This window comes from Leifsonia sp. NPDC058248 (assembly GCF_042881905.1).
Lineage (GTDB): Bacteria > Actinomycetota > Actinomycetes > Actinomycetales > Microbacteriaceae > Leifsonia.
In genome coordinates this window covers 357,514-378,243 of record NZ_JBHVXB010000002.1, presented here as the reverse complement: position 1 = coordinate 378,243, position 20,730 = coordinate 357,514, and the positions used below count along the sequence as shown (strand labels likewise).

The window sequence follows — 20,730 nt, the reverse complement described above, 5'->3', positions numbered from 1 at the left end:
GCGTCATGAGCAGTCTCCCCGACTCCAGCGCCGGCGTCTCCAGGGCGGCCGGCTCGAGCATCCTGGTCCTCAACGGCCCCAATCTCGGCCGCCTCGGCACGCGTGAGCCCGATGTCTACGGCTCCGGCACTCTCGACGACCTCCGAACGGTGCTCGAGGGCGACGCACCCGAGTCGAGTATCGCCCTGCGCCAGACCGACGACGAAGCGGTGCTCCTCGGCTGGCTGCACGAAGCCGCCGACTCGGGCGCACCGGTCATCCTGAACGCCGGCGCCTGGATCCACTACTCCTACGCGCTCCGGGATGCCGTCTCGCTGGTCACGAAGGCCGGAGGCACGGTGATCGAGGTGCATCTCTCCAATCCGCACGCCCGCGAGGAGTTCCGTCACACGAGCGTGATCAGCGGCGTCGCGACCGGGGTCATCGCCGGCTTCGGATTCGAGTCCTACCGTCTCGCACTCGCGTACATTCGCCGAAACGCCCACTGACAACTAGAATCTCTTGAGGCTGCCGCCGGAAGGCCAGCCACCGTGGACCGCCTGAGGCGTGCATCCACCCGCAACTTCTCCCAATCGAACGGAACCCTGGCATGGCAACAACCGCTGACATCAAGAACGGCATCGTCCTCAACATGGACGGCCAGCTCTGGACCGTGATCGAGTTCCAGCACGTGAAGCCGGGCAAGGGCGGCGCCTTCGTGCGCACCAAGCTGAAGAACGTCACGTCGGGCAAGACCGTCGACCGCACGTTCAACGCCGGCTCGAAGATCGAGACGTCGAACGTCGACCGCCGCGACTACCAGTACCTGTACCAGGACGGCGAGAGCTTCGTCTTCATGGACACCAGCGACTACGACCAGATCACCGTGACCGGTGTGGTCGTGGGCGACGCCTCCAACTTCATGCTGGAGAACCAGAACGTCACCATCGCGCTGCACGAGGGCGAGCCGCTCTACGTCGAGCTCCCCGCCTCCGTCGTGCTCGAGATCACCTACACCGAGCCCGGCCTGCAGGGCGACCGTTCGACCGGCGGCACCAAGCCCGCCACCGTCGAGACCGGCTACCAGATCCAGGTGCCGCTGTTCCTCGAGACCGGCACCAAGGTCAAGGTCGACACGCGTACCGGGGACTACCTCGGCCGCGTCAACGACTGACGCCGCCCGTCGACCGGAACCCCACAGACGATGAGTGCACGAACCAAAGCCCGTAAGCGCGCGCTCGACGTGCTCTACGGGGCTGACATCCGCCAGATCCCTCTCAACCAGGCCCTCGCGACCGAGTCCGAGCGCGCAGCCAACGAGCCGCAGCGCGAGGCGTCGTGGCTGTACGCCCGCGAGATCGTCGACGGTGTGATCGACAACAAGGACGAGATCGACGAGCAGATCGAGACCTACTCGCAGGGGTGGACCCTCGCGCGCATGCCGACGATCGACCGCGCCATCCTGCGCATCGGCATCTGGGAGCTCCTGTTCAACGACGAGGTCCCCGACGGCGTCGCGATCTCCGAAGCCGTCGAGGCCGCGACCGTGCTGTCGACCGACGACTCGGCCGGCTTCATCAACGGGCTGCTGGCCAAGATCTCGCAGAACAAACCGAAGTAACCGAAGAGAAGAGCACGATGAGCCGCACCGCCCCCGACCGTCCCGTCCGTCGCCGGGGGGTGCGTGCCCTCGGCGCCGTGCTCGTCGCGGTCGCCCTCGTCGCCGGTGTCGCGGGCTGCTCGCTCGTCGGCGGCGACTCCGGCTCGGTGCCGACCGCCACGGCGAAGCCGGCGACCGGGACCGACGGCGCGGTGAACTTCGACCAGGGCTACATCACGGCGGGCACCGGCCCGACGACGGTCGACCTCTGGTTCGACCCGATGTGCCCCGCCTGCGGCGCGTTCGAGAAGGCCAACGGCGACACCCTCGCCACGGCCGTCTCCGACGACTCCATCACTTTGCGGCTCCGGCCGCTGACCTTCCTCGACCGCGCCTCGAACGGCACCGGATACTCCACGCGCGCCGTCGCAGCGTTGACCTGCGTGGCCGTGCAGGAGCCCGACAAGGCTCTCGCGTACTTCCAGGCGCTGTATAAGGACCAGCCCGAGGAGGGCTCGAGCGGCCTCACGGACAAAGAGCTGGTCAAGCGGGCCACCGATCTGGGGATCGCCGACATCAGCGACTGCGTGGCGAAGGGCGAGCCGTACCAGGCCTGGGCGCAGCGCAACACCGCGCGCTCGCAGACCGGGCCGATCGACGTCGAAGGATCCGACCTGAAGGCGATCCAGCAGACGCCGACCATCCTGGTCGACGGCAAGCAGTACACGGGTGACATCACCGATGCGCGCGCGTTCCGGTCCTTCCTCGAGAAGCACTGACCGCTCGGAGACGATCGGGCCGCGCGCTCACTGCTATGCTCGACCGAGGTAGACATCCTTTAACAGCCGTCCTGTGAGGCGGGGAAGGAGGTCGGCATGACGGCACGCACTGTGCTGCAGCAGGCTGACATCACCCGGGCGTTGACTCGGATCTCCCACGAGATCCTGGAGTCCAACCGGGGAACGAACGACCTCGTCATCCTCGGGATCCCCACGCGCGGCGTCATCCTCGCGCAACGGATCGCAGAGAACATCCAGCGCATCGAGCCGGGCACCGGCGACCTCGTCGGCGCCCTCGACGTGACGATGTACCGAGACGACCTCGCCCGCAACCCGACGCGAGCACCGGCGCCGACCTCGGTCCCGGGTTCGATCGACGGCAAGACCGTGGTGCTCGTGGACGACGTGCTCTACTCGGGCCGCACCGTGCGGGCCGCCCTCGACGCGCTCGGAGACCTGGGCCGGCCGCGAGTCGTTCGCCTCGCGGTGCTGGTCGATCGCGGCCACCGCGAGCTGCCCATCCGGGCCGACTTCGTCGGCAAGAACCTGCCGAGCGCCGCGAGCGAGCGCATCAATGTGCGGCTCACCGAGATCGACGGCGACGAGTCCGTCACCATCGAAGAGGCCGGCGACGGCCGGACGGCGGAGGTGAGCGCATGAGGCACCTGCTCTCCACGAAGACGCTGAGCCGCGACGATGCGATCCTGCTGCTCGACGTCGCCGAAGACATGGCGGATGTGCAGGAGCGCGAGGTCAGGAAGCTCCCGACCCTGCGCGGCAAGACCGTCGTGAACCTGTTCTTCGAGGACTCGACGCGCACGCGCATCTCGTTCGAGGCGGCCGCCAAGCGGCTCTCGGCCGACGTGATCAACTTCAGCGCCAAGGGCTCGAGCGTGTCGAAAGGCGAGAGCCTCAAAGACACCGCGCAGACCCTGGCGGCCATGGGGGCGGATGCGGTGGTCGTGCGCCACCACGCCAGCGGCGCCCCGCAGACTCTCGCGACGAGCGGCTGGATCGACGCCGGGATCATCAACGCCGGCGACGGGACGCACGAGCATCCAACGCAGGCGCTGCTCGATGCGTTCACGATCCGCCGCCGGCTGCATGGAGCGGCCTCGCGCGGCCACGACCTCGACGGGGTCACCGTGACCATCGTCGGCGACATCCTGCACTCGCGGGTGGCACGCTCGAACGTCTGGCTGCTGGAGACGCTGGGTGCGACGGTGACCCTGATCGCCCCGCCCACCCTGCTGCCGGTGGACCTCAGCGGCTGGCCCGCGACGATCGGCTTCGACCTCGACGCCGCGATCGACGCCGGACCCGACGTGATCATGATGCTGCGCATCCAGGCCGAGCGCATGAACGCCGCCTTCTTCCCCAACACCCGGGAGTACTCGCGCCGCTGGGGGCTCGACGACGAGCGGCTGGCCCGCCTCGGCACCGCTAGCATTGTCATGCACCCCGGCCCGATGAACCGGGGCCTGGAGATTTCGGCGGCGGCGGCGGATTCGCCCCGCTCGACGGTCAGAGAACAGGTCGCGAACGGAGTGTCCGTGAGGATGGCAGCGCTGTACCTCCTGCTGTCCGGTGGAGATCGGGAAGACGCAGAGAGATGAACGAGACGTATGTGATCGCGGGCGCAACGCTCGCCGACGGCCGCGCGGCGGACCTGCTCGTCGAGGGCGGGCGCATCGCCGAGGTCGGGACCGGCCTGTCCGCGGCGGGCGCCACCGTGGTCGACGCCAACGGCCTGATAGCCCTCCCCGGCCTGGTCGACCTGCACACGCACCTGCGCGAGCCGGGCTTCGAGCAGAGCGAGACGGTCCTCACCGGCACGCGCGCTGCTGCGGCCGGCGGATTCACGTCGGTGTTCGCGATGGCGAACACCTCGCCGGTCGCCGACACGGCCGGTGTGGTCGAGCAGGTGCTGACGCTGGGCGACACGGCCGGCTACGCCACGGTGCGCCCGATCGGCGCCGTCACCGTCGGGCTCGAGGGGGAGCGCCTCGCCGAGCTGGGCGCCATGGCCGACTCGCGGGCGCGCGTCCGCGTGTTCTCCGACGACGGCAAGTGCGTCTCCGACCCGCTGCTGATGCGCCGGGCGCTCGAATACGTGAAGGCGTTCGACGGTGTCATCGCGCAGCACGCCCAGGAGCCGCGGCTCACGGCCGGCGCCCAGATGAACGAGGGCGCGCTCTCCGGAGAGCTCGGGCTGACCGGTTGGCCGGCGGTGGCCGAGGAGTCGATCATCGCCCGGGATGTACTGCTCGCCGAGCACGTCGGCTCACGGCTGCACGTCTGCCACGTCTCGACGGCCGGATCGGTCGACGTCATCCGGTGGGCGAAGGCGCGCGGGATCGACGTGACCGCCGAGGTCACGCCGCACCACCTCATCCTGACCGAGGACCTGGCGCGGGGCTACGACGCCCGCTACAAGGTGAACCCGCCGCTGCGGCGGAGCGAAGACGTCGAGGCGCTGCGCGCCGGTCTCGCCGACGGGACCATCGACATCGTCGCCACCGACCACGCGCCGCACCCGGTCGAGTCGAAGGACTGCGAATGGGACGCCGCGGCGTTCGGCATGGTCGGACTCGAGTCGGCGCTCTCGGTCGTGCACGCCTCCGTGGTCCGGACCGGGATGCTCGACTGGGCCGACGTCGCCCGCGTGCTCTCGCACACCCCGGCCCGCATCGGGCGCCTGTCCTCCCACGGCCACGCCCTCGAAGCGGGAGTGCCCGCGGAGTTCACGCTCTACGACCCTCACGCGTCTCGGGAGTTCTCGACGGGCGACCTGGCCGGCAAGGGCGTCAACTCGCCCTACCTGTCGATGACACTGCCCGGCCGGGTCGTTGCGACCTTCCACCACGGCTACCCGACCGTGTTCGACGGCGCCGTCGTCGACACCGCCGAGGTCGGCCGTCGCGCCCGCGCGTTCGCCGCCACCCGGCAGGGGGCCCTCCATGGATAGGCTCCTCCCCACCGTCGTCACGGTGCTGGTCATCCTGGCGATCTTCGCTCTCATGCTCTGGGGCTGGCGTCGCCGCGCCGCACGCGACCGTGCGGCGGGAGCGGGCTACACGGCTCCCGCGACGCCTGGCGCGACGATCGCCGAGACCGACGCGCTCTACGTCGCCACCACCAAGGGCGGCGAGCAGCTCGAACGCCTCGCGCTGCCCGGTCTCTCCTTCCGTGGTCGCGCGCACGTCACCGTCGCCGACGACGGGGTTACCATCGCGGTGACCGGCGAAGATCCCGTGTTCGTCGAGGCGGCGGCGCTCGACGGCGTGGGCGAGGCCACCTTCACGATCGACCGGGTGGTCGAGAAGGACGGCCTGCTCCGGCTCTCCTGGACCACCAGTGGCGGCGCCGCCGCCGACAGCTACCTCCGGGTCGTCGACCCGGCCGATCGGGCGCCTCTCATCGCCGCGATCGAAACCCTTCTCCCCGCCGGAAGCCAGGCGGGACCCACCACCGAAAGTGAGGTGTGACGTGGCTGCAGCAGAACCTGCCGTCTTCGTCCTCGAAGACGGAACCCGCTACGTCGGGCGGGCGTACGGAGCGACCGGCCGCACTCTCGGCGAGGCGGTGTTCTCCACCGGCATGACCGGCTACCAGGAGACACTCACCGACCCGTCGTACGCCGGACAGATCGTGCTCATGACGGCGCCGCACATCGGCAACACCGGAACCAACGACGAAGACATGGAGTCGCGTCAGATCTGGGTGGCCGGGTATGTGGTGCGCGAGCCCTCCCGCATCGTCTCCAACTTCCGCGCGCAGCGCAGCCTCGACGAGGACCTCGTCGCCCAGGGCGTCGTCGGTATCAGCGGCATCGACACGCGTGCGGTGACCCGGCACATCCGGTCGGTGGGCGCGATGCGCTCCGGTATCTTCTCGGGCGCCGACTTCGAGCTGAGTGACGGCGAGCAGCTGGACCTGGTGCGGACCGCCGCTGGGATGACCGGCCGCAACCTCTCCGCCGAGGTGTCGACCCCCGAGCCGTTCACCGTGCCCGCTGTGGGGGAGAAGATCGGCTCGGTCGCCGTGCTCGACCTCGGCGTCAAGACCTCCACCCTGAACAACCTCGCCGCCCGCGGGCTCGACGTGCACGTCCTTCCGCAGATGGTGACGGCGCGGGATGTGCTGGAGCTCGAGCCGTCGGCGCTGTTCTTCTCGAACGGGCCGGGTGACCCCGGGGCCTCGGACAAGCACGTCGTGCTCCTGCAGGAGGTGCTGCGGGCGGGCATCCCGTACTTCGGCATCTGCTTCGGCAACCAGCTGCTCGGGCGCGCGCTCGGGCTGAGCACCTACAAGCTGCCGTTCGGCCATCGCGGCATCAACCAGCCGGTGCTCGACAAGCGCACCGGCCGCGTGGAGATCACCGCTCAGAACCACGGCTTCGCGGTCGACGCGCCGATCGAGGGCACCTTCGACTCGCCCGCCGGCTTCGGACGCGTCGAGGTGAGCCACTTCAGCCTCAACGACAACGTGGTGGAAGGGCTCAACTGCCTCGACCTCAACGCGTTCAGCGTGCAGTACCACCCCGAGGCGGCGGCCGGCCCGCACGACGCCAACTACCTGTTCGACCGGTTCGTCGACATGATCCAGCACCCTGCCGACGATCGCGAGCAACCCACGTCCCCCGAGAACGAAGGTCAGAACTAATGCCGAAGCGCTCCGACATCAGCTCCGTCCTGGTCATCGGCTCCGGCCCGATCGTGATCGGGCAGGCCTGCGAGTTCGACTACTCGGGCACCCAGGCGTGCCGCGTGCTCCGCGAGGAGGGCGTTCGCGTCATCCTGGTGAACTCGAACCCGGCCACGATCATGACCGACCCCGACTTCGCCGACGCCACCTACGTCGAGCCGATCACCTGGGAGGTCATCGAGACCATCATCGCCAAAGAGCGCCCGGATGCGATCCTGCCGACCCTGGGCGGCCAGACCGCGCTCAACGCGGCCATCCAGCTCCACGAGCACGGCATCCTCGAGAAGTACGACGTCGAGCTCATCGGCGCCTCGTTCGAGGCGATCCAGAAGGGCGAGGACCGCCAGATCTTCAAAGACCTGGTGATCGCGGCCGGCGCCGAGGTCGCGCGTTCGCATATCGCGCACACGGTCGAGGAGGCCATCGGGTTCGCCGAAGACCTCGGCTACCCGCTGGTGGTGCGCCCGTCGTTCACGATGGGCGGCCTGGGCTCCGGCTTCGCATACACCGAGAAGGAGCTGCGCCGCATCGTCGGCGACGGCCTGCACCAGAGCCCCACCAGCGAGGTGCTCCTGGAGGAGTCCATCCTCGGCTGGAAGGAGTACGAGCTCGAGCTCATGCGCGACACCGCCGACAACACGGTCGTCGTCTGCTCCATCGAGAACGTCGACCCGGTCGGCGTGCACACCGGGGACTCGATCACCGTGGCGCCCGCCCTCACCCTGACCGACCGCGAGTACCAGAAGCTCCGCGACATCGGCATCGACATCATCCGGGCCGTCGGCGTCGACACCGGCGGCTGCAACATCCAGTTCGCCGTCGATCCGGCGAACGGCCGCATCATCGTCATCGAGATGAACCCGCGCGTGTCGCGGTCGTCGGCGCTCGCCTCCAAGGCCACCGGATTCCCGATCGCGAAGATCGCGGCGAAGCTGGCCATCGGCTACCGGCTCGACGAGATCCCCAACGACATCACCAAGGTGACGCCGGCCAGCTTCGAGCCGACGCTCGACTACGTGGTCGTCAAGGTCCCGCGGTTCGCTTTCGAGAAGTTCCCCGCCGCCGACCCCACCCTCACGACCACCATGAAGTCGGTGGGCGAGGCGATGGCGATCGGCCGCAACTACACCAGCGCGCTGCAGAAGGCGCTCCGCTCGCTCGAGAAGCGCGGCTCGTCGTTCCACTGGGGCGCCGAGACGCGCACCCTCGACGAACTGCTGGCCACGATCGGAACCCCGACCGACGGCCGCATCGTGGACGTGCAGCAGGCGCTGCGCCTCGGTGCGACCATCGAGCAGGTGTTCGAGGCCACCAAGATCGACCCGTGGTTCATCGACCAGATCGTGCTCATCAACGAGGTGGCCGAGCAGCTGCGCACCGCCGAGACGCTCGACACCGACACGCTGCGCTACGCCAAGGACCACGGCTTCTCGGATGCACAGATCGGCCAGCTGCGCGGCTTCGGCGAGAACGACGTGCGCGAGATCCGTCACATCCTCGACGTCCGCCCGGTCTACAAGACGGTCGACACCTGCGCGGGCGAGTTCCCCGCGCTCACGCCCTACCACTACTCCAGCTACGACCTGGAGACCGAGGTGGAGCCGAGCGACCGCCGCAAGGTGGTCATCCTGGGCTCCGGCCCGAACCGGATCGGCCAGGGCGTCGAGTTCGACTACTCCTGCGTGCACGCGTCGTTCGCGCTGCACGACGCCGGGTTCGAGACCATCATGATCAACTGCAACCCGGAGACCGTTTCGACCGACTACGACACGAGCGACCGTCTCTACTTCGAGCCGCTCACGCTCGAGGACGTGCTCGAGGTCATCCACGCGGAGAGCCAGAGCGGCGAACTCGTCGGCGTGGTCGTGCAGCTCGGCGGCCAGACGGCCCTCGGGCTTGCCAAAGGCCTGAAGGCGGCGGGCGTTCCCATCCTCGGCACCACGCCCGAGGCGATCGACCTGGCGGAGGAGCGCGGCCTGTTCGCCGAGATCCTCGAGACCGCGGGGCTCCTCGCCCCGCGCAACGGTACCGCGCACGACTTCCCCGGCGCCGTGCAGGTGGCGGAGCAGATCGGCTATCCGGTGCTGGTGCGCCCGAGCTACGTGCTCGGCGGCCGCGGCATGGAGATCGTGTACGACAGCCCCTCGCTGGCCGACTACTTCGACCGGGTCGCCGGGCAGGGCATCGTGGGACCGTCGCATCCGCTGCTGGTCGACCGCTTCCTCGACGACGCGATCGAGATCGACGTCGACGCGCTCTACGACGGGGAGCAGCTCTACATCGGCGGCGTGATGGAGCACATCGAGGAGGCCGGCATCCACTCCGGCGACTCGAGTTGCACCCTGCCCCCGATCACCCTCGGCCGTCGCGAGATCGACCGGGTCCGCGATGCGACGCTCAAGATCGCCGAAGGCATCGGCGTGCGGGGTCTCCTCAACGTGCAGTTCGCGGTCGCCGCCGGTGTGCTCTACGTGCTCGAGGCGAATCCGCGAGCATCCCGGACCGTGCCGTTCGTGTCGAAGGCCCTCGGGATCCCGCTCGCGAAAGCCGCTTCGCGAATCATGGTCGGCGAGTCGATCGCCTCGCTCGTCGAGTCGGGCATGCTGCCCGTCCAGGACGGCTCGGTCATCCCCATGGACTCTCCGGTCGCCGTGAAGGAGGCCGTGCTGCCGTTCAAGCGGTTCCGCACCAAGGAAGGCAACATCGTCGACTCGGTGCTCGGCCCGGAGATGCGCTCGACCGGTGAGGTCATGGGCATCGACAAGGACTTCCCGCGCGCGTTCGCCAAGAGCCAGTCGGCGGCCTACGGCGGGATGCCGCTCGGCGGCACCGCGTTCGTGTCGGTCTCCGACCGCGATAAGCGCTCGATCGTGCTCCCGGTGCTGCGCCTGCAGCAGCTCGGCTTCGAGATCCTCGCCACCGAGGGGACCGCCGAGGTGCTGAACCGCAACGGGATCGCCGCGCGGGTGGTGCGCAAGTTCAGCGACACCAGCGACAGCGTGGCTCCCTCGATCGTCGACCTCATCAACCGCAACGAGGTGGATGTGGTCATCAACACGCCGAGTGGCCGGTCGGCCCGTGCAGACGGCTACGAGATCCGTGCCGCCGCCGTGGCAGGGGACAAGCCGCTGTTCACGACCATCGCGGAGCTGAGCGCTGCCGTCGCCTCCGTCGACGCCATCCGCGAAGGGTTCGAGGTGCGGTCGCTGCAGGAGTACGCACTCGATCGGGCCGCCCGCGCGTGAGCTTCGGTGACCGGCTCGCCGGAGTCTTCGCCGACCGGGGACGACTCTGTGTCGGGATCGACCCGCACGCGCACCTGCTGGAGAGCTGGGGCCTGCCGGCCTCGGCATCCGGCGTGCGCGCGTTCGGGCTCGCCGTCGTGGCCGCGACGGCCGGCCGGGCGGGCATCGTCAAACCGCAGGTCGCGTTCTTCGAACGGTACGGGTCGGCGGGCTATGCGGCGCTCGAAGAGGTGCTCGCCGCCGCCCGCGCGGCCGGGCTGCTCGTGATCGCGGATGCGAAGCGCGGGGACATCGGCACGAGCGTCACGGCCTATGCCGAGGCCTGGCTCACCCCGGGTTCGCCGCTCGAGGCCGACGCGATGACGATCGCCGCCTTCCAGGGCGTGGGCTCGATCGCCGATCCGATGCGGCTCGCGGAGGCCAACGGCAAGGGGCTGTTCGTGCTCGCCGCGACGTCCAATCCGGAGGCGGCTGCGATCCAGCAGGCCGTCGTCGCATCAGGGGCGCGTTCGGGCCTGACGGTTGCGCGTGCGATCATCGAAGACGTGAGTTCTTTCAATCTGGCCCAGGCGCCGCGCGCCTTCGGCTCGATCGGGCTCGTGCTCGGCGCGACCCTCGATCTGGCCGACTACGGCATCGACACCAGCACAGCGCCCGCCGCGAACGCGGCTCCGGTGCTCGCGCCGGGGTTCGGCCACCAGGGCGCACAGGTGCGGGATGCGCCCCGGCTCTTCGGCGCACTCGCCGGCGGCGTGATCGTCAGCGAGTCCCGCGGGCTGCTCGGAGCCGGGCCCGCCGGGCTCGCCGACGCGATCGAAGAGCGCGCCGAGGAGGTGCGGAGCAGCCATGTCTGAGTCCGGCACCGCATCCGTGCGCCCCGCACCGCCCGAGGTCGACCGCCGCGCCGCCTCGCAGGCCGCCGTGGCCGCCCGCCGCGCCCGCGCTGCCGTGAAGGCCGCCATCGGCGCTCACGAGATCTCTCCGCTGACCGTGCTCGACCGGGCGACCGCCGACCCCGACGGCGTCGAAGGCCGGCTGCGCGTCACCGAGTTCCTGCTGAGCGTCCCCGCCATCGGCACCACCAAGATGAAAGACGCCCTGCGACGGCTCGCGATCTCGCCCGCCAAGCGCCTCGGCGGCCTCGGCCGTCACCAGCGGCTGCGGCTGCGCGACTTCCTGATCGAGCGCGAGTCGCGCAGCGGGCGCCAGAAGAACCAGCTCGTCGTGCTCGCCGGCCCCACCGCCGTCGGCAAAGGCACCGTCTCGACGCACATCCGTGAGAACTATCCGGACGTGCTGCTCTCGGTCTCGGCCACCACCCGCGCCCCGCGGCCTGGCGAGGTCGACGGCGTGAACTACTACTTCGTCTCCGACGCCGAATTCGACCGAATGGTCGAGGAGGGCGAACTGCTCGAATGGGCGACCGTGCACAACGCGTTCCGCTACGGGACTCCGCGCACGCCGATCGATCGGGCGCTCGGCGAGGGCAAGAGCGTTCTGCTGGAGATCGACCTGCAGGGTGCGCGCAGCGTGCGCGCGGCCATGCCGGAGGCGCGGCTGATCTTCCTGCTGCCCCCGACCTGGGAGGAATTGGTGCGCCGTCTCATCGGCCGTGGCACCGAATCCGCTGCCGAACAGCAGCGCCGGCTGGAGACCGCGAAGGTCGAATTGGCCGCTCAGGACGAGTTCGACCACCGGGTCGTGAACACGGACGTGGCCGAGGCCGCGCGGGAGGTCGTAGACTTGATGAAGATCCGCTCGGCGCCGTCGCGCCCGTAGACCGATTTCTTGGCGTCCGCGAGACGCCCGTCGTCACCGTGACGACCACCTTCGACAAGGAGCAATACACTCATGGCACTCAGCAACAAGGGCATCATCGACCCGCCCATCGACGACCTCCTCGCCAAGGTGGAGTCCAAGTACGCACTGGTGATCTTCGCGTCCAAGCGCGCCCGCCAGATCAACGACTACTACGCCGACCTGCACGAAGGCAGCCTCTTCGACAACGTGGGACCGCTCGTCGACTCGTCCGTCGACGACAAGCCCCTCTCGGTGGCGCTGCACGAGATCAGTGAGGACAAGCTCGAGATCAAGCCGATCGCCGAATAACCAGCGCGGCCGGGATTCGCCCCGGCACATGAGGGGATGCCGCCGTGGGCGCACGATTGACCGTTGTCGTCGGAGTAACCGGCGGCATCGCCGCGTACAAGGCCGTCGGAGTGATCCGGGCCCTGGTGCTGGAGGGCCATTCGGTGCACGTCGTCGCGACCGAGGCAGCCCTGCGGTTCGTGGGCCGGCCGACTCTGGAGGCGATCAGCCGCAACCCGGTCGCGACAGACCTCTACGAGGGCGTCGCCGAGGTGCGGCATGTGGCGATCGGCCAGTCCGCCGACCTCATCGTGATCGCGCCGGCGACGGCCAACAGCATCGCCAAGCTGGCGGCCGGCCTCGCCGACGACCTGCTCGGCAACACGGTGCTCGCAAGTACGGCTCCTCTGGTGATCGCCCCGGCGATGCACACCGAGATGTGGCGCAACGCGGCTACAGTGGCGAACATCGCCACCCTCCGCAGCCGCGGCGTCACGGTGGTCGGGCCGGCCAGCGGCCAGCTCACGGGTGCCGACTCCGGCCCCGGGCGCATGGAGGAGCCGGCCGTGATCGTGCGGGCGGCGCTCGAGGCGGTGGGTGCGCATCCGGAGAAGTCGGTGCCGGCGGCGGTGTCCGAGCAGCCGCAGGCGATCGCGACACCACCGGTCGACCCGGCCGCTGCGGTCGCCGACGTCGTCGTGCTCTCCGAGCGCCGGCGCGCCAACGAAGCAGCCCGCAAGCCGCGCGGCGGCAACGACCTCGCCGGCAAGCGCGTGGTCATCACCGCCGGAGGCACCCGCGAGCCGCTCGACCCGGTGCGGTTCCTCGGCAACCGGTCCAGCGGGCGGCAGGGCGTCGCCCTGGCGCAGGCCGCGCGCGCCCGCGGAGCGGAGGTCACCCTGGTGGCCGCGCACCTCGAGGTGCCCGTGCCCGACGACCTGCAGCTCGTCGAGGTGCAGACGGCGCTTGAGCTCCAGGAGGCGGTCACCGCCGCCGCGCAGTCGGCCGACATCGTCGTGATGACGGCCGCTGTCGCCGACTACCGGCCGTCCGACGTGCGAGAGTCCAAGATCAAGAAGACCGAGGCGGGGGAGTCCCTCTCCCTCGAGCTGATCGCCAACCCCGACATTCTGGCCGGGCTGGCGTCACGCAAGCACGACGGGCAGGTCGTCGTGGGCTTCGCGGCCGAAACCGAGCCCGACCCGTCTGCGCTCATCGAGCTGGGCCGCTCGAAGCTCGCGGCGAAAGGCTGCGACTTCCTGGTGATCAACCAGGTGGGCTGGAATCAGGGCTTCGCAACGGAGAGCAATGAAGTCGTCGTCCTCCGGCGGGGCGGCGATATAGTGATGGAGGCCTCCGGAACCAAGCTGTCGGTGGCCGATCGTATTCTCGACGTCATCGCCTGACGCAAACCAGATGTGACGGGCCCGAGCTAGGGAGAACCTTGGCGGAACTGCGCCTCTTCACCTCCGAATCCGTCACCGAAGGCCACCCGGACAAGATCTGCGACCAGATCTCCGACAGCATCCTGGATGCCCTGCTGACGGTCGACCCGCACAGCCGGGCCGCCGTCGAGACGCTCGTCACCACCGGCCTCGTGCACGTCGCCGGCGAGGTGACCACGAACGGCTACGTGGAGATCCCGGCTCTGGTCCGCGAGAAGATCGTGGAGATCGGGTACGACTCGTCCGACGTGAGCTTCGACGGCAACCAGTGCGGCGTGTCCGTGTCGATCGGCGCGCAGTCGCCCGACATCGCGCAGGGCGTCGACAACGCGCTCGAGACCCGCTCCGAGCAGAGCCACGACGCGTTCGACCGCCAGGGCGCCGGCGACCAGGGCATCATGTTCGGGTACGCCACCACCGAGACCCCGCAGTACATGCCGCTGCCCATCTGGCTGGCTCACCGGCTCGCCGAGCGCCTCGCCGAAGTGCGCAAGGAGGGCATCCTCGACTACCTCCGTCCCGACGGCAAGACGCAGGTGACGATCGGCTACGAGGGCTTCGTCCCCAAGTCGGTGCAGACCGTCGTGCTGTCGACGCAGCACGCGCCGAGTGTCTCGAACGAGACCCTGCAGGCCGAGGTCATCGAGGAGGTCATCGCGCCGGTCCTCCACGCCGCAGGCCTCGAGTCGTCGCACGTGCGCACCCTCATCAACCCGACCGGACGATTCGAGATCGGCGGCCCGAAGGGCGACGCGGGCCTCACCGGTCGCAAGATCATCGTGGACACCTACGGCGGCGCGAGCCGGCACGGCGGAGGCGCCTTCTCGGGCAAGGACCCGTCGAAGGTCGACCGTTCGGCCGCCTACGCGATGCGCTGGGTCGCCAAGAACGCCGTCGCCGCCGGTTTCGCCGAGCGGCTCGAACTGCAGGTGGCGTACGCCATCGGCAAGGCGGCGCCGGTCGGCCTCTACGTCGAGACCTTCGGCACCGGAACGGTTCCCGATGACCGCATCATCGCGGCCATCCGGGAGGTCTTCGACCTGCGCCCGGCGGCGATCATCCACGACCTCGACCTGCTTCGCCCGATCTACGCGAAGACGGCCACCTACGGCCATTTCGGCCGCGAGCTGCCCGACTTCACCTGGGAGCGCCTCGACCGCGTCGACGATCTGCGGTCGGCCGCGGGGCTGTAGCGTGACGGCGGCCGGCCGGGTCGCCCGCATCGTCATTGATTCGGCGCTTCCCCAGCTCGATCACTTCTTCGACTACCGGGTTCCGGCGGAGCTCGCGGAGCTCGTCCAGCCCGGCGTGCGGGTCAAGGTGCCGTTGCGCACGGCCGGACGAATCGCCGACGGCTACCTGGTGGAGTTCGCGGACGAGAGTGACGGCGCCTACGAGGGCGAGCTGAGCCCGATCGAGTCGGTGGTCTCACCGGTGAGGGTGCTGTCGCCCGAGGTGTGGCGGCTCGCGCGCCGGCTGGCCGATCGGAGCGCGGGCACGGCCAACGACATCGTGAGGCTGGCGGTGCCCGGACGCGCGGTGCGCGTCGAGAAGACGTGGCTGGCGCAGCGGGAGAAGGAGGCGGCCGGCGCGGCGGTGGCTGGCGAGGCGGTGGCCGGCGAGGCTGCTGCGGCGACGGCGGCCGATGCCGTCGTCCCGGTGGTGCGCGGCTATCCGAACGACCGCCTGGAGCGCGCCGTCGCCGAGGGTGAGCGCCTCGCGCTGCGCTCCATCCCGCGCCTCGCACAGTTGCCCGACGGGTCCTGGGTGGGCGAGTGGGCGGTGACCCTCGCGACGATGGCCACCGGATGCTGGGCGCGCGGCCGTTCCGCGATCGTCGCCGTTCCCGACTACCGCGACCTCGATCAGCTCGCAGCCGCGCTGGACGCCATCGCCCCGGTCGGAGCCGTCGTGCGCGCGGACGCCTCGCAGGCGAACGCCGACCGCTACCGCGGATTCCTCGAGGCGCTGTCCGGTCCGCGCATCGTGATCGGCAATCGCTCCGTCGTCTATGCGCCCGCCGCCGACCTCGGCCTCATCGCTGTCTGGAACGACAGCGACCCGCTGCACGCCGAACCGCTCAGCCCCTACGTGCACACCCGTGACGCCGCGCTCGTGCGGCAGGAGCTGCAGGAGTGCGCGCTGGTGTTCGCCGCGCACGCGCGCAGCGTCGAGGTCGAGCGGCTGGTCGAGCTCGGCTGGCTCGCCGAGGCGGCACCGGAGCGCTCGATCTCGCCCAAGGTCGTGCTCACGGCCAACCAGCTCGCGGACGAGCAGGCGGCGCGAGCTGCGCGCATCCCGTCGACGGCCTGGCAGGCCGCCCGCACCGCTCTCACCGGCACGGCGGACGTTCCGGCCGGGCCCGTGCTCATCCAGGTCGCGCGTCCGGGGTACGCACCGCTGCTGGCCTGTGCGCGCTGCGGCCAGGCTGCGCGCTGCAACCGCTGCGAGGGCCCGCTCGGTCAGAGCCGGGCGGGCGCGACCCCCTCGTGCGGCTGGTGCGGCGCCCTCGCGACGGACTGGCACTGCGACAACTGCGAGCACGATCGGTTCCGGATGGTCACCGTCGGGTCCGGGCGCACGGCCGAGGAGCTGGGGCGCGCGTTCCCGGGGGTGCGGGTGATCGTCGCCGACGGCGAGCATCCGGTGCAGACGGTGGGGGATGCTCCCGCCATCGTCGTCGCCACCCGCGGCGCAGAGCCCATCGCTGCGGGCGGCTACCGGGCCGTGCTCCTGCTCGACGGTGAGCGGATGCTCGCGCGGGAGGACCTCCGCGTGGCCGAGGACTGCCTGCGCTGGTGGTCGAACGCCGCCGCCCTCGGTGCTCCCGGAGCGCCCACCGTCCTCGTCGGTGTCTCCGGTCCGCTCGCCAGGGACTTCGCCACCGGCCGGCTCACCGAGTTCGCCCGCACCGAACTCGCCGGCCGACGCGAGCTGCGCTTTCCGCCGGCTGTGCGCCTCGCCTCGATCGTCGGGGCTGCCGACGCGGTCGAGCAGCTCGTGGAGTCGGTCGACCCCGGTCTGCTCATCGACGTGCTGGGGCCGGCGACCACGTCGGATGGGCTGGTGCGGAGCATCCTGCGCTTCGAGTACGCCCGGGGTGCGGAGGTCGCCGCCGCCGTCCGGGCCGCCTTCGTGCGCAACGCGACCAAGCGGCGCAGGGCGCCGGCGGGCAAGGGCGGCTTCCGTCCGGCACCGACGCTCAAGGTGCGCTTCGACGACCCGGAGATCGGCTAGCTGCGGCGGGCGCCCGCCCGCGCCGCCCGCGCCGCAAGCCAGCCGCTCTCCGCGCTGCCCCCAAGTTATCCACACCCCACGCACGCCGCCAGGGCGTGGGTCGTTCCAAAGTGTCGTTATGCGGGCGATTTCGGGGCCCTTAACGACAATTTGGAACGACTCACGAGCGCGGGCCGGGGTGAGGGGATGGGTTCGCGCGAGTGAGGGTGGGGTTGGGTGACGGGTTCGCGCGAGTGAGGGCGGGGTGGGGGATGGGTCCGCGCGAGCGCGGGGCGGGGCGAGGGGCGCGTTCGCGCGGGCTCACGCGGTGACGGAGAATGGACGTTGGTGCGCGCCGGCGGTCCGGCGTGTGCCCGCACCCGAGAAGGCTACGACGATCCGGAGAGCTCTTTGACACGCATGAGGCTGGTCTTCGCCGGCACCCCGGCGGTCGCCGTCCCGTCGCTGCGCACGCTGGCCGAGCGGCACGATGTGGTCGCCGTCATCACCCGCCGCGACGCGGAGGTGGGGCGCAAGCGCGTGCTCACGCCGTCGCCGGTGGCGGTCGCGGCGGAGGAGCTCGGTCTCGAGACGATCAAAGCCAACCGGCTCGACGACGGCGTGACCGCGCGCATCCGGGAACTCGCCCCCGAGCTCGGCGCCATCGTCGCCTACGGCGGTCTCGTGCGCGAGCCACTCCTGTCGACGCCGCGGCTGGGCTGGGTCAACCTGCACTTCTCCCTGCTTCCGCGCTGGCGCGGCGCCGCGCCCGTCCAGCATTCCGTGATCGCGGGCGACGCCGAGACGGGGGCCGTCGTGTTCCAGCTGGTGCCCGAGCTCGACGCGGGCGCCGTGTTCTCCGGGCTGCGCCGTGAGATCGGCGCCGACCAGACCGCGGGCGAACTGCTCGACGCCCTGTCGCTGTCGGGGGCCGCGCTGCTGGCCGACACCGTCGACGCACTCGCCGACGGCTCGGCGGTCGCGACCCCGCAGAGCGGAGAGGCCACGCTCGCACCGAAGCTCGGGCTTCCGGATGCGCACCTCGACTTCACGACGGACGCCGGCGCCGTCTACGCCCGCCTCCGCGGCGTGACACCGGAACCGGGCGCCTTCGCGCTGCTCGACGGCGAACGCTTCAAGATCCTCGCCGCACGGCGATCCGCGGACGCCGAGCCGCTCGCTCCCGGCGTCGTCGCCGTGCGGGAGAAGCGCGTCTACGTCGGCACCGCGACCGATCCGCTCGAGCTGATGACCGTGCAGCCGGCCGGCAAGCGCGCCATGCCCGCGGCCGACTGGTGGCGCGGCCTCCCGAACACCGAAGGAGTGGTGCTCTCATGAGCGAGCGGCCGACCCATGTGCAGCCGGCACGCCGCGTCGCCTACGACGTCATCTCGGCGGTGCGCGAATCCGACGCCTACGCCAACCTGCTGCTGCCCACCCGCATCGCGCGGGCGGGACTGTCGTCCGCCGACGCCGGTCTCGCCACCGAGCTGACCTACGGCACGCTCCGGATGCAGGGCTACTACGACCGCGTGATCTCGCGTGCTGCGGGCCGGCCGGTCGACCGCATCGACCCGCCGATCCTCGATGTGCTGCGACTCGGCGCCCACCAGTTGCTCTCCACCCGGGTCGCCCCGCACGCGGCGGTCAACGAGTCCGTCGCCCTTGCGCGGACCGTCGGATCGCGTTCGGCGACCGGCTTCACCAACGGCGTGCTGCGCGAGATCGGCCGCCACACTCCCGAGGAGTGGCGGCAGCGCATCCTGGCCGACGCCAAGAACCCGGATGACGAGCTCGCCGCCCTCAACTCGCATCCGGTCTGGGTGGTGCGGGCGCTCCGGCGGGCGCTCGAGGCCGAGGGGCGCGGAGACGAGCTCGACGAGCTGCTGGCAGCCGACAACGCGGCGCCGCGCGTGAACCTGATCGCGCTTCCCGGTCTCGCCGAGCCTCCGGAAGGAGCTGCGCCCGACCGGTTCTCGCCGCCCGGCTTCACGGCCGGCGGGGGAGACCCGCAGGGCCTCGTCGAATCGAACGACGGCCGGATCCGGGTGCAAGACGAGGGGTCGCAGCTCGCCGCGCTCGCGCTGAGCCGCTCGCGACCGGTGCTGGAGGGCGAGCTCTGGCTCGACCTGTGCGCGGGCCCGGGCGGCAAATCGGCGCTGCTCGCGGCCGAGGCGCTCGACGGGGGAGCCGGTCTCATCGCGAACGAGGTCGTCCCGGCGCGCGCCGAGCTGGTGCGCCGGGCACTCGCGCCCGTCCCGCTCGACGTCGAGGTCTGGGAACGCGACGGCACGACCGTGGGCGAGACGCATCCGGACACCTTCGACCGCATCCTGCTCGACGCGCCCTGCACCGGACTCGGCGCGCTCCGCCGCCGGCCCGAGGCGCGCTGGCGCAAGACCCCCCGCGACGTCGCCGAGCTCACCGTTCTGCAGTCGCAGCTGCTCGACGCTGCGATCGGCGCGCTCAAGCCGGGAGGGGTGCTCGCCTACGTCACGTGTTCGCCGCACATCGCCGAGACACGCGGCGTGGTGGCGGATGCTCTCAGCCGTCACGAGGAGCTCGAAGCTCTCGAGACGGCCGGGGTCGTGCAGCAGCTGGCCGTCGAGCGCCTGGATCTGGCCGGCGACTCCACGACGGTCCAGCTCTGGCCGCACCGGCATGCCACCGACGCCATGTTCATCGCCCTGCTCACGAAGAAATAGGCTGGCAACCATGCCAGCACGGATCAACCCCAGCATCCTCGCCGCCGACTTCGTGAACATGCAGCGCGACCTCGAGAAGATCGCCTCGGCCGATCTGGTGCATGTCGATGTCATGGACAACCATTTCGTGCCCAACCTCACCTTCGGGCCGCAGATGGTTCAGCGCATCCAGGACGTGTCGACGATCCCGCTCGACGTGCACCTGATGATCGACGACCCCGACCACTGGGGCCTCGGCTATGCCGAGCTGGGAGCGTACTCGGTGACGTTCCACGCCGAGGCGGCCGCTGATCCGGTGCGGCTCGCCCGCCGCCTGCGGGCTCTGGGCGCCCGCGCGGGCATCGCACTGAAGCCGGGCACGCCCGCCGACGACTATCTCGAGCTGCTCCCCGAATTCGACCAGGTGCTCGTGATGACCGTCGAGCCCGGTTTCGGCGGCCAGTCGTTCATGACCGAGACGATGCCCAAGCTGGCGCAGCTACGGGCGGCGGTCGACGCATCCGGTGCCGACGTCTGGCTGCAGGTCGACGGCGGCGTCACCGAGGAGACCATCGTGACCGCGGCCGAGAACGGCGCGGACACCTTCGTCGCCGGATCGAGCGTCTTCCGGGCCGAGAACCCGGCCGCGCAGATCTCGTTGCTGCGTGAGACCGCGACCCGGCACATCCACCCCGGCGGAAACTAGTAGCCTGTAACGGTGAAAACCTTCGACGACCTCTTCGCCGAGCTCAGCGAGAAGGCCGTGACCCGTCCGGAGGGTTCCGGCACGGTTCGCGAGCTCGATGCGGGCGTGCACGCCATCGGAAAGAAGATCGTGGAAGAGGCCGCCGAGGTGTGGATGGCCGCCGAGTACGAGACGGACGACCGCACCGCCGAGGAGATCTCGCAGCTGCTCTACCACCTGCAGGTGCTCCTCGTGGCCAAAGGCCTCACCCCGGCCGACGTGTACCGACATCTGTGACAGTC

The 20,730-nt window shown here is 70.4% G+C and carries 20 protein-coding genes; all 20 read left to right on the top strand.

The genetic code is table 11. The annotated features are described in order from the left end of the window. Positions 1 to 5 precede the first annotated feature (5 nt). The 20 genes from ACFVV5_RS04960 (at position 6) to ACFVV5_RS04865 (ending at position 20,725) form a co-directional block, all read left to right on the top strand. Positions 6 to 488, top strand: coding sequence for a type II 3-dehydroquinate dehydratase (locus tag ACFVV5_RS04960; RefSeq protein ID WP_387239835.1), 483 nt, complete (start codon positions 6 to 8; stop codon positions 486 to 488). A gap of 101 nt (positions 489 to 589) precedes the next feature. Further along, the gene (efp, locus tag ACFVV5_RS04955; RefSeq protein WP_387239832.1) at positions 590 to 1,153 is read left to right on the top strand and encodes an elongation factor P; all 564 of its coding nucleotides are present in this window, start codon (positions 590 to 592) and stop codon (positions 1,151 to 1,153) included. A 30-nt stretch (positions 1,154 to 1,183) separates the two neighbouring features. Then, positions 1,184 to 1,600, top strand: a complete 417-nt coding sequence (gene nusB, locus ACFVV5_RS04950) for a transcription antitermination factor NusB (protein WP_387239829.1) — start codon at positions 1,184 to 1,186, stop codon at positions 1,598 to 1,600. 17 nt (positions 1,601 to 1,617) lie between these two features. Continuing rightward, positions 1,618 to 2,358 (top strand): DsbA family protein, encoded by a 741-nt coding sequence (locus ACFVV5_RS04945; protein ID WP_387239826.1) that lies wholly within the window; start codon positions 1,618 to 1,620, stop codon positions 2,356 to 2,358. Positions 2,359 to 2,454: 96 nt separating this feature from the next. Further along, positions 2,455 to 3,018, top strand: coding sequence for a bifunctional pyr operon transcriptional regulator/uracil phosphoribosyltransferase PyrR (gene pyrR, locus ACFVV5_RS04940; protein ID WP_387239823.1), 564 nt, complete (start codon positions 2,455 to 2,457; stop codon positions 3,016 to 3,018). Then, complete coding sequence (locus ACFVV5_RS04935) at positions 3,015 to 3,974, top strand: aspartate carbamoyltransferase catalytic subunit (RefSeq protein WP_387239820.1); 960 nt, start codon at positions 3,015 to 3,017, stop codon at positions 3,972 to 3,974. Before pyrR ends, ACFVV5_RS04935 begins: the two co-directional genes overlap by 4 nt. Beyond that, on the top strand, positions 3,971 to 5,326 hold the full coding sequence (locus ACFVV5_RS04930; RefSeq protein WP_387239817.1) for a dihydroorotase: 1,356 nt from the start codon (positions 3,971 to 3,973) through the stop codon (positions 5,324 to 5,326). Before ACFVV5_RS04935 ends, ACFVV5_RS04930 begins: the two co-directional genes overlap by 4 nt. Beyond that, positions 5,319 to 5,846, top strand: a complete 528-nt coding sequence (locus ACFVV5_RS04925; RefSeq protein ID WP_387239814.1) for a hypothetical protein — start codon at positions 5,319 to 5,321, stop codon at positions 5,844 to 5,846. Before ACFVV5_RS04930 ends, ACFVV5_RS04925 begins: the two co-directional genes overlap by 8 nt. A gap of 1 nt (position 5,847) precedes the next feature. Next, complete coding sequence (gene carA, locus ACFVV5_RS04920; protein ID WP_387239811.1) at positions 5,848 to 7,023, top strand: glutamine-hydrolyzing carbamoyl-phosphate synthase small subunit; 1,176 nt, start codon at positions 5,848 to 5,850, stop codon at positions 7,021 to 7,023. Then, positions 7,023 to 10,310 (top strand): carbamoyl-phosphate synthase large subunit, encoded by a 3,288-nt coding sequence (gene carB / locus ACFVV5_RS04915; RefSeq protein WP_387239808.1) that lies wholly within the window; start codon positions 7,023 to 7,025, stop codon positions 10,308 to 10,310. Before carA ends, carB begins: the two co-directional genes overlap by 1 nt. Further along, entirely contained in the window at positions 10,307 to 11,164 is an 858-nt protein-coding gene (pyrF, locus tag ACFVV5_RS04910) for an orotidine-5'-phosphate decarboxylase (protein ID WP_387239805.1), read from the top strand. Before carB ends, pyrF begins: the two co-directional genes overlap by 4 nt. Then, positions 11,157 to 12,089: a guanylate kinase gene (gene gmk, locus ACFVV5_RS04905; protein WP_387239802.1), complete on the top strand. Its 933-nt coding sequence runs from the start codon at positions 11,157 to 11,159 to the stop codon at positions 12,087 to 12,089. Before pyrF ends, gmk begins: the two co-directional genes overlap by 8 nt. A gap of 72 nt (positions 12,090 to 12,161) precedes the next feature. Next, entirely contained in the window at positions 12,162 to 12,419 is a 258-nt protein-coding gene (rpoZ, locus tag ACFVV5_RS04900; RefSeq protein WP_387239799.1) for a DNA-directed RNA polymerase subunit omega, read from the top strand. A 56-nt stretch (positions 12,420 to 12,475) separates the two neighbouring features. Beyond that, positions 12,476 to 13,804 (top strand): bifunctional phosphopantothenoylcysteine decarboxylase/phosphopantothenate synthase, encoded by a 1,329-nt coding sequence (locus tag ACFVV5_RS04895; protein ID WP_387240117.1) that lies wholly within the window; start codon positions 12,476 to 12,478, stop codon positions 13,802 to 13,804. A gap of 38 nt (positions 13,805 to 13,842) precedes the next feature. Then, on the top strand, positions 13,843 to 15,036 hold the full coding sequence (gene metK / locus ACFVV5_RS04890; protein ID WP_387239796.1) for a methionine adenosyltransferase: 1,194 nt from the start codon (positions 13,843 to 13,845) through the stop codon (positions 15,034 to 15,036). 1 nt (position 15,037) lies between these two features. Next, positions 15,038 to 17,080: a primosomal protein N' gene (locus tag ACFVV5_RS04885; protein ID WP_387239793.1), complete on the top strand. Its 2,043-nt coding sequence runs from the start codon at positions 15,038 to 15,040 to the stop codon at positions 17,078 to 17,080. A gap of 399 nt (positions 17,081 to 17,479) precedes the next feature. Beyond that, positions 17,480 to 18,397, top strand: a complete 918-nt coding sequence (locus ACFVV5_RS04880; protein ID WP_387240115.1) for a methionyl-tRNA formyltransferase — start codon at positions 17,480 to 17,482, stop codon at positions 18,395 to 18,397. Further along, entirely contained in the window at positions 18,394 to 19,764 is a 1,371-nt protein-coding gene (locus tag ACFVV5_RS04875; RefSeq protein WP_387239791.1) for an RsmB/NOP family class I SAM-dependent RNA methyltransferase, read from the top strand. The genes ACFVV5_RS04880 and ACFVV5_RS04875 overlap by 4 nt, the downstream gene beginning before the upstream one ends. A gap of 10 nt (positions 19,765 to 19,774) precedes the next feature. Then, the gene (gene rpe, locus ACFVV5_RS04870; protein ID WP_387239788.1) at positions 19,775 to 20,449 is read left to right on the top strand and encodes a ribulose-phosphate 3-epimerase; all 675 of its coding nucleotides are present in this window, start codon (positions 19,775 to 19,777) and stop codon (positions 20,447 to 20,449) included. Positions 20,450 to 20,461: 12 nt separating this feature from the next. Then, positions 20,462 to 20,725, top strand: coding sequence for a phosphoribosyl-ATP diphosphatase (locus ACFVV5_RS04865; protein WP_387239785.1), 264 nt, complete (start codon positions 20,462 to 20,464; stop codon positions 20,723 to 20,725). The last annotated feature ends 5 nt before the right edge of the window (positions 20,726 to 20,730 follow it).

What these genes read in the sequence shown, in the direction of transcription:
- ACFVV5_RS04880 (WP_387240115.1), top strand. Translation starts at nt 17,480, where the DNA reads ATGAGGCTGGTCTTCGCCGGCACCCCGGCGGTCGCCGTCCCGTCGCTG.
- carB (WP_387239808.1), top strand. Translation starts at nt 7,023, where the DNA reads ATGCCGAAGCGCTCCGACATCAGCTCCGTCCTGGTCATCGGCTCCGGC.
- ACFVV5_RS04945 (WP_387239826.1), top strand. Translation starts at nt 1,618, where the DNA reads ATGAGCCGCACCGCCCCCGACCGTCCCGTCCGTCGCCGGGGGGTGCGT.
- ACFVV5_RS04875 (WP_387239791.1), top strand. Translation starts at nt 18,394, where the DNA reads ATGAGCGAGCGGCCGACCCATGTGCAGCCGGCACGCCGCGTCGCCTAC.
- ACFVV5_RS04960 (WP_387239835.1), top strand. Translation starts at nt 6, where the DNA reads ATGAGCAGTCTCCCCGACTCCAGCGCCGGCGTCTCCAGGGCGGCCGGC.
- ACFVV5_RS04935 (WP_387239820.1), top strand. Translation starts at nt 3,015, where the DNA reads ATGAGGCACCTGCTCTCCACGAAGACGCTGAGCCGCGACGATGCGATC.
- nusB (WP_387239829.1), top strand. Translation starts at nt 1,184, where the DNA reads ATGAGTGCACGAACCAAAGCCCGTAAGCGCGCGCTCGACGTGCTCTAC.
- rpoZ (WP_387239799.1), top strand. Translation starts at nt 12,162, where the DNA reads ATGGCACTCAGCAACAAGGGCATCATCGACCCGCCCATCGACGACCTC.
- pyrR (WP_387239823.1), top strand. Translation starts at nt 2,455, where the DNA reads ATGACGGCACGCACTGTGCTGCAGCAGGCTGACATCACCCGGGCGTTG.
- ACFVV5_RS04925 (WP_387239814.1), top strand. Translation starts at nt 5,319, where the DNA reads ATGGATAGGCTCCTCCCCACCGTCGTCACGGTGCTGGTCATCCTGGCG.
- ACFVV5_RS04930 (WP_387239817.1), top strand. Translation starts at nt 3,971, where the DNA reads ATGAACGAGACGTATGTGATCGCGGGCGCAACGCTCGCCGACGGCCGC.
- gmk (WP_387239802.1), top strand. Translation starts at nt 11,157, where the DNA reads ATGTCTGAGTCCGGCACCGCATCCGTGCGCCCCGCACCGCCCGAGGTC.
- efp (WP_387239832.1), top strand. Translation starts at nt 590, where the DNA reads ATGGCAACAACCGCTGACATCAAGAACGGCATCGTCCTCAACATGGAC.
- rpe (WP_387239788.1), top strand. Translation starts at nt 19,775, where the DNA reads ATGCCAGCACGGATCAACCCCAGCATCCTCGCCGCCGACTTCGTGAAC.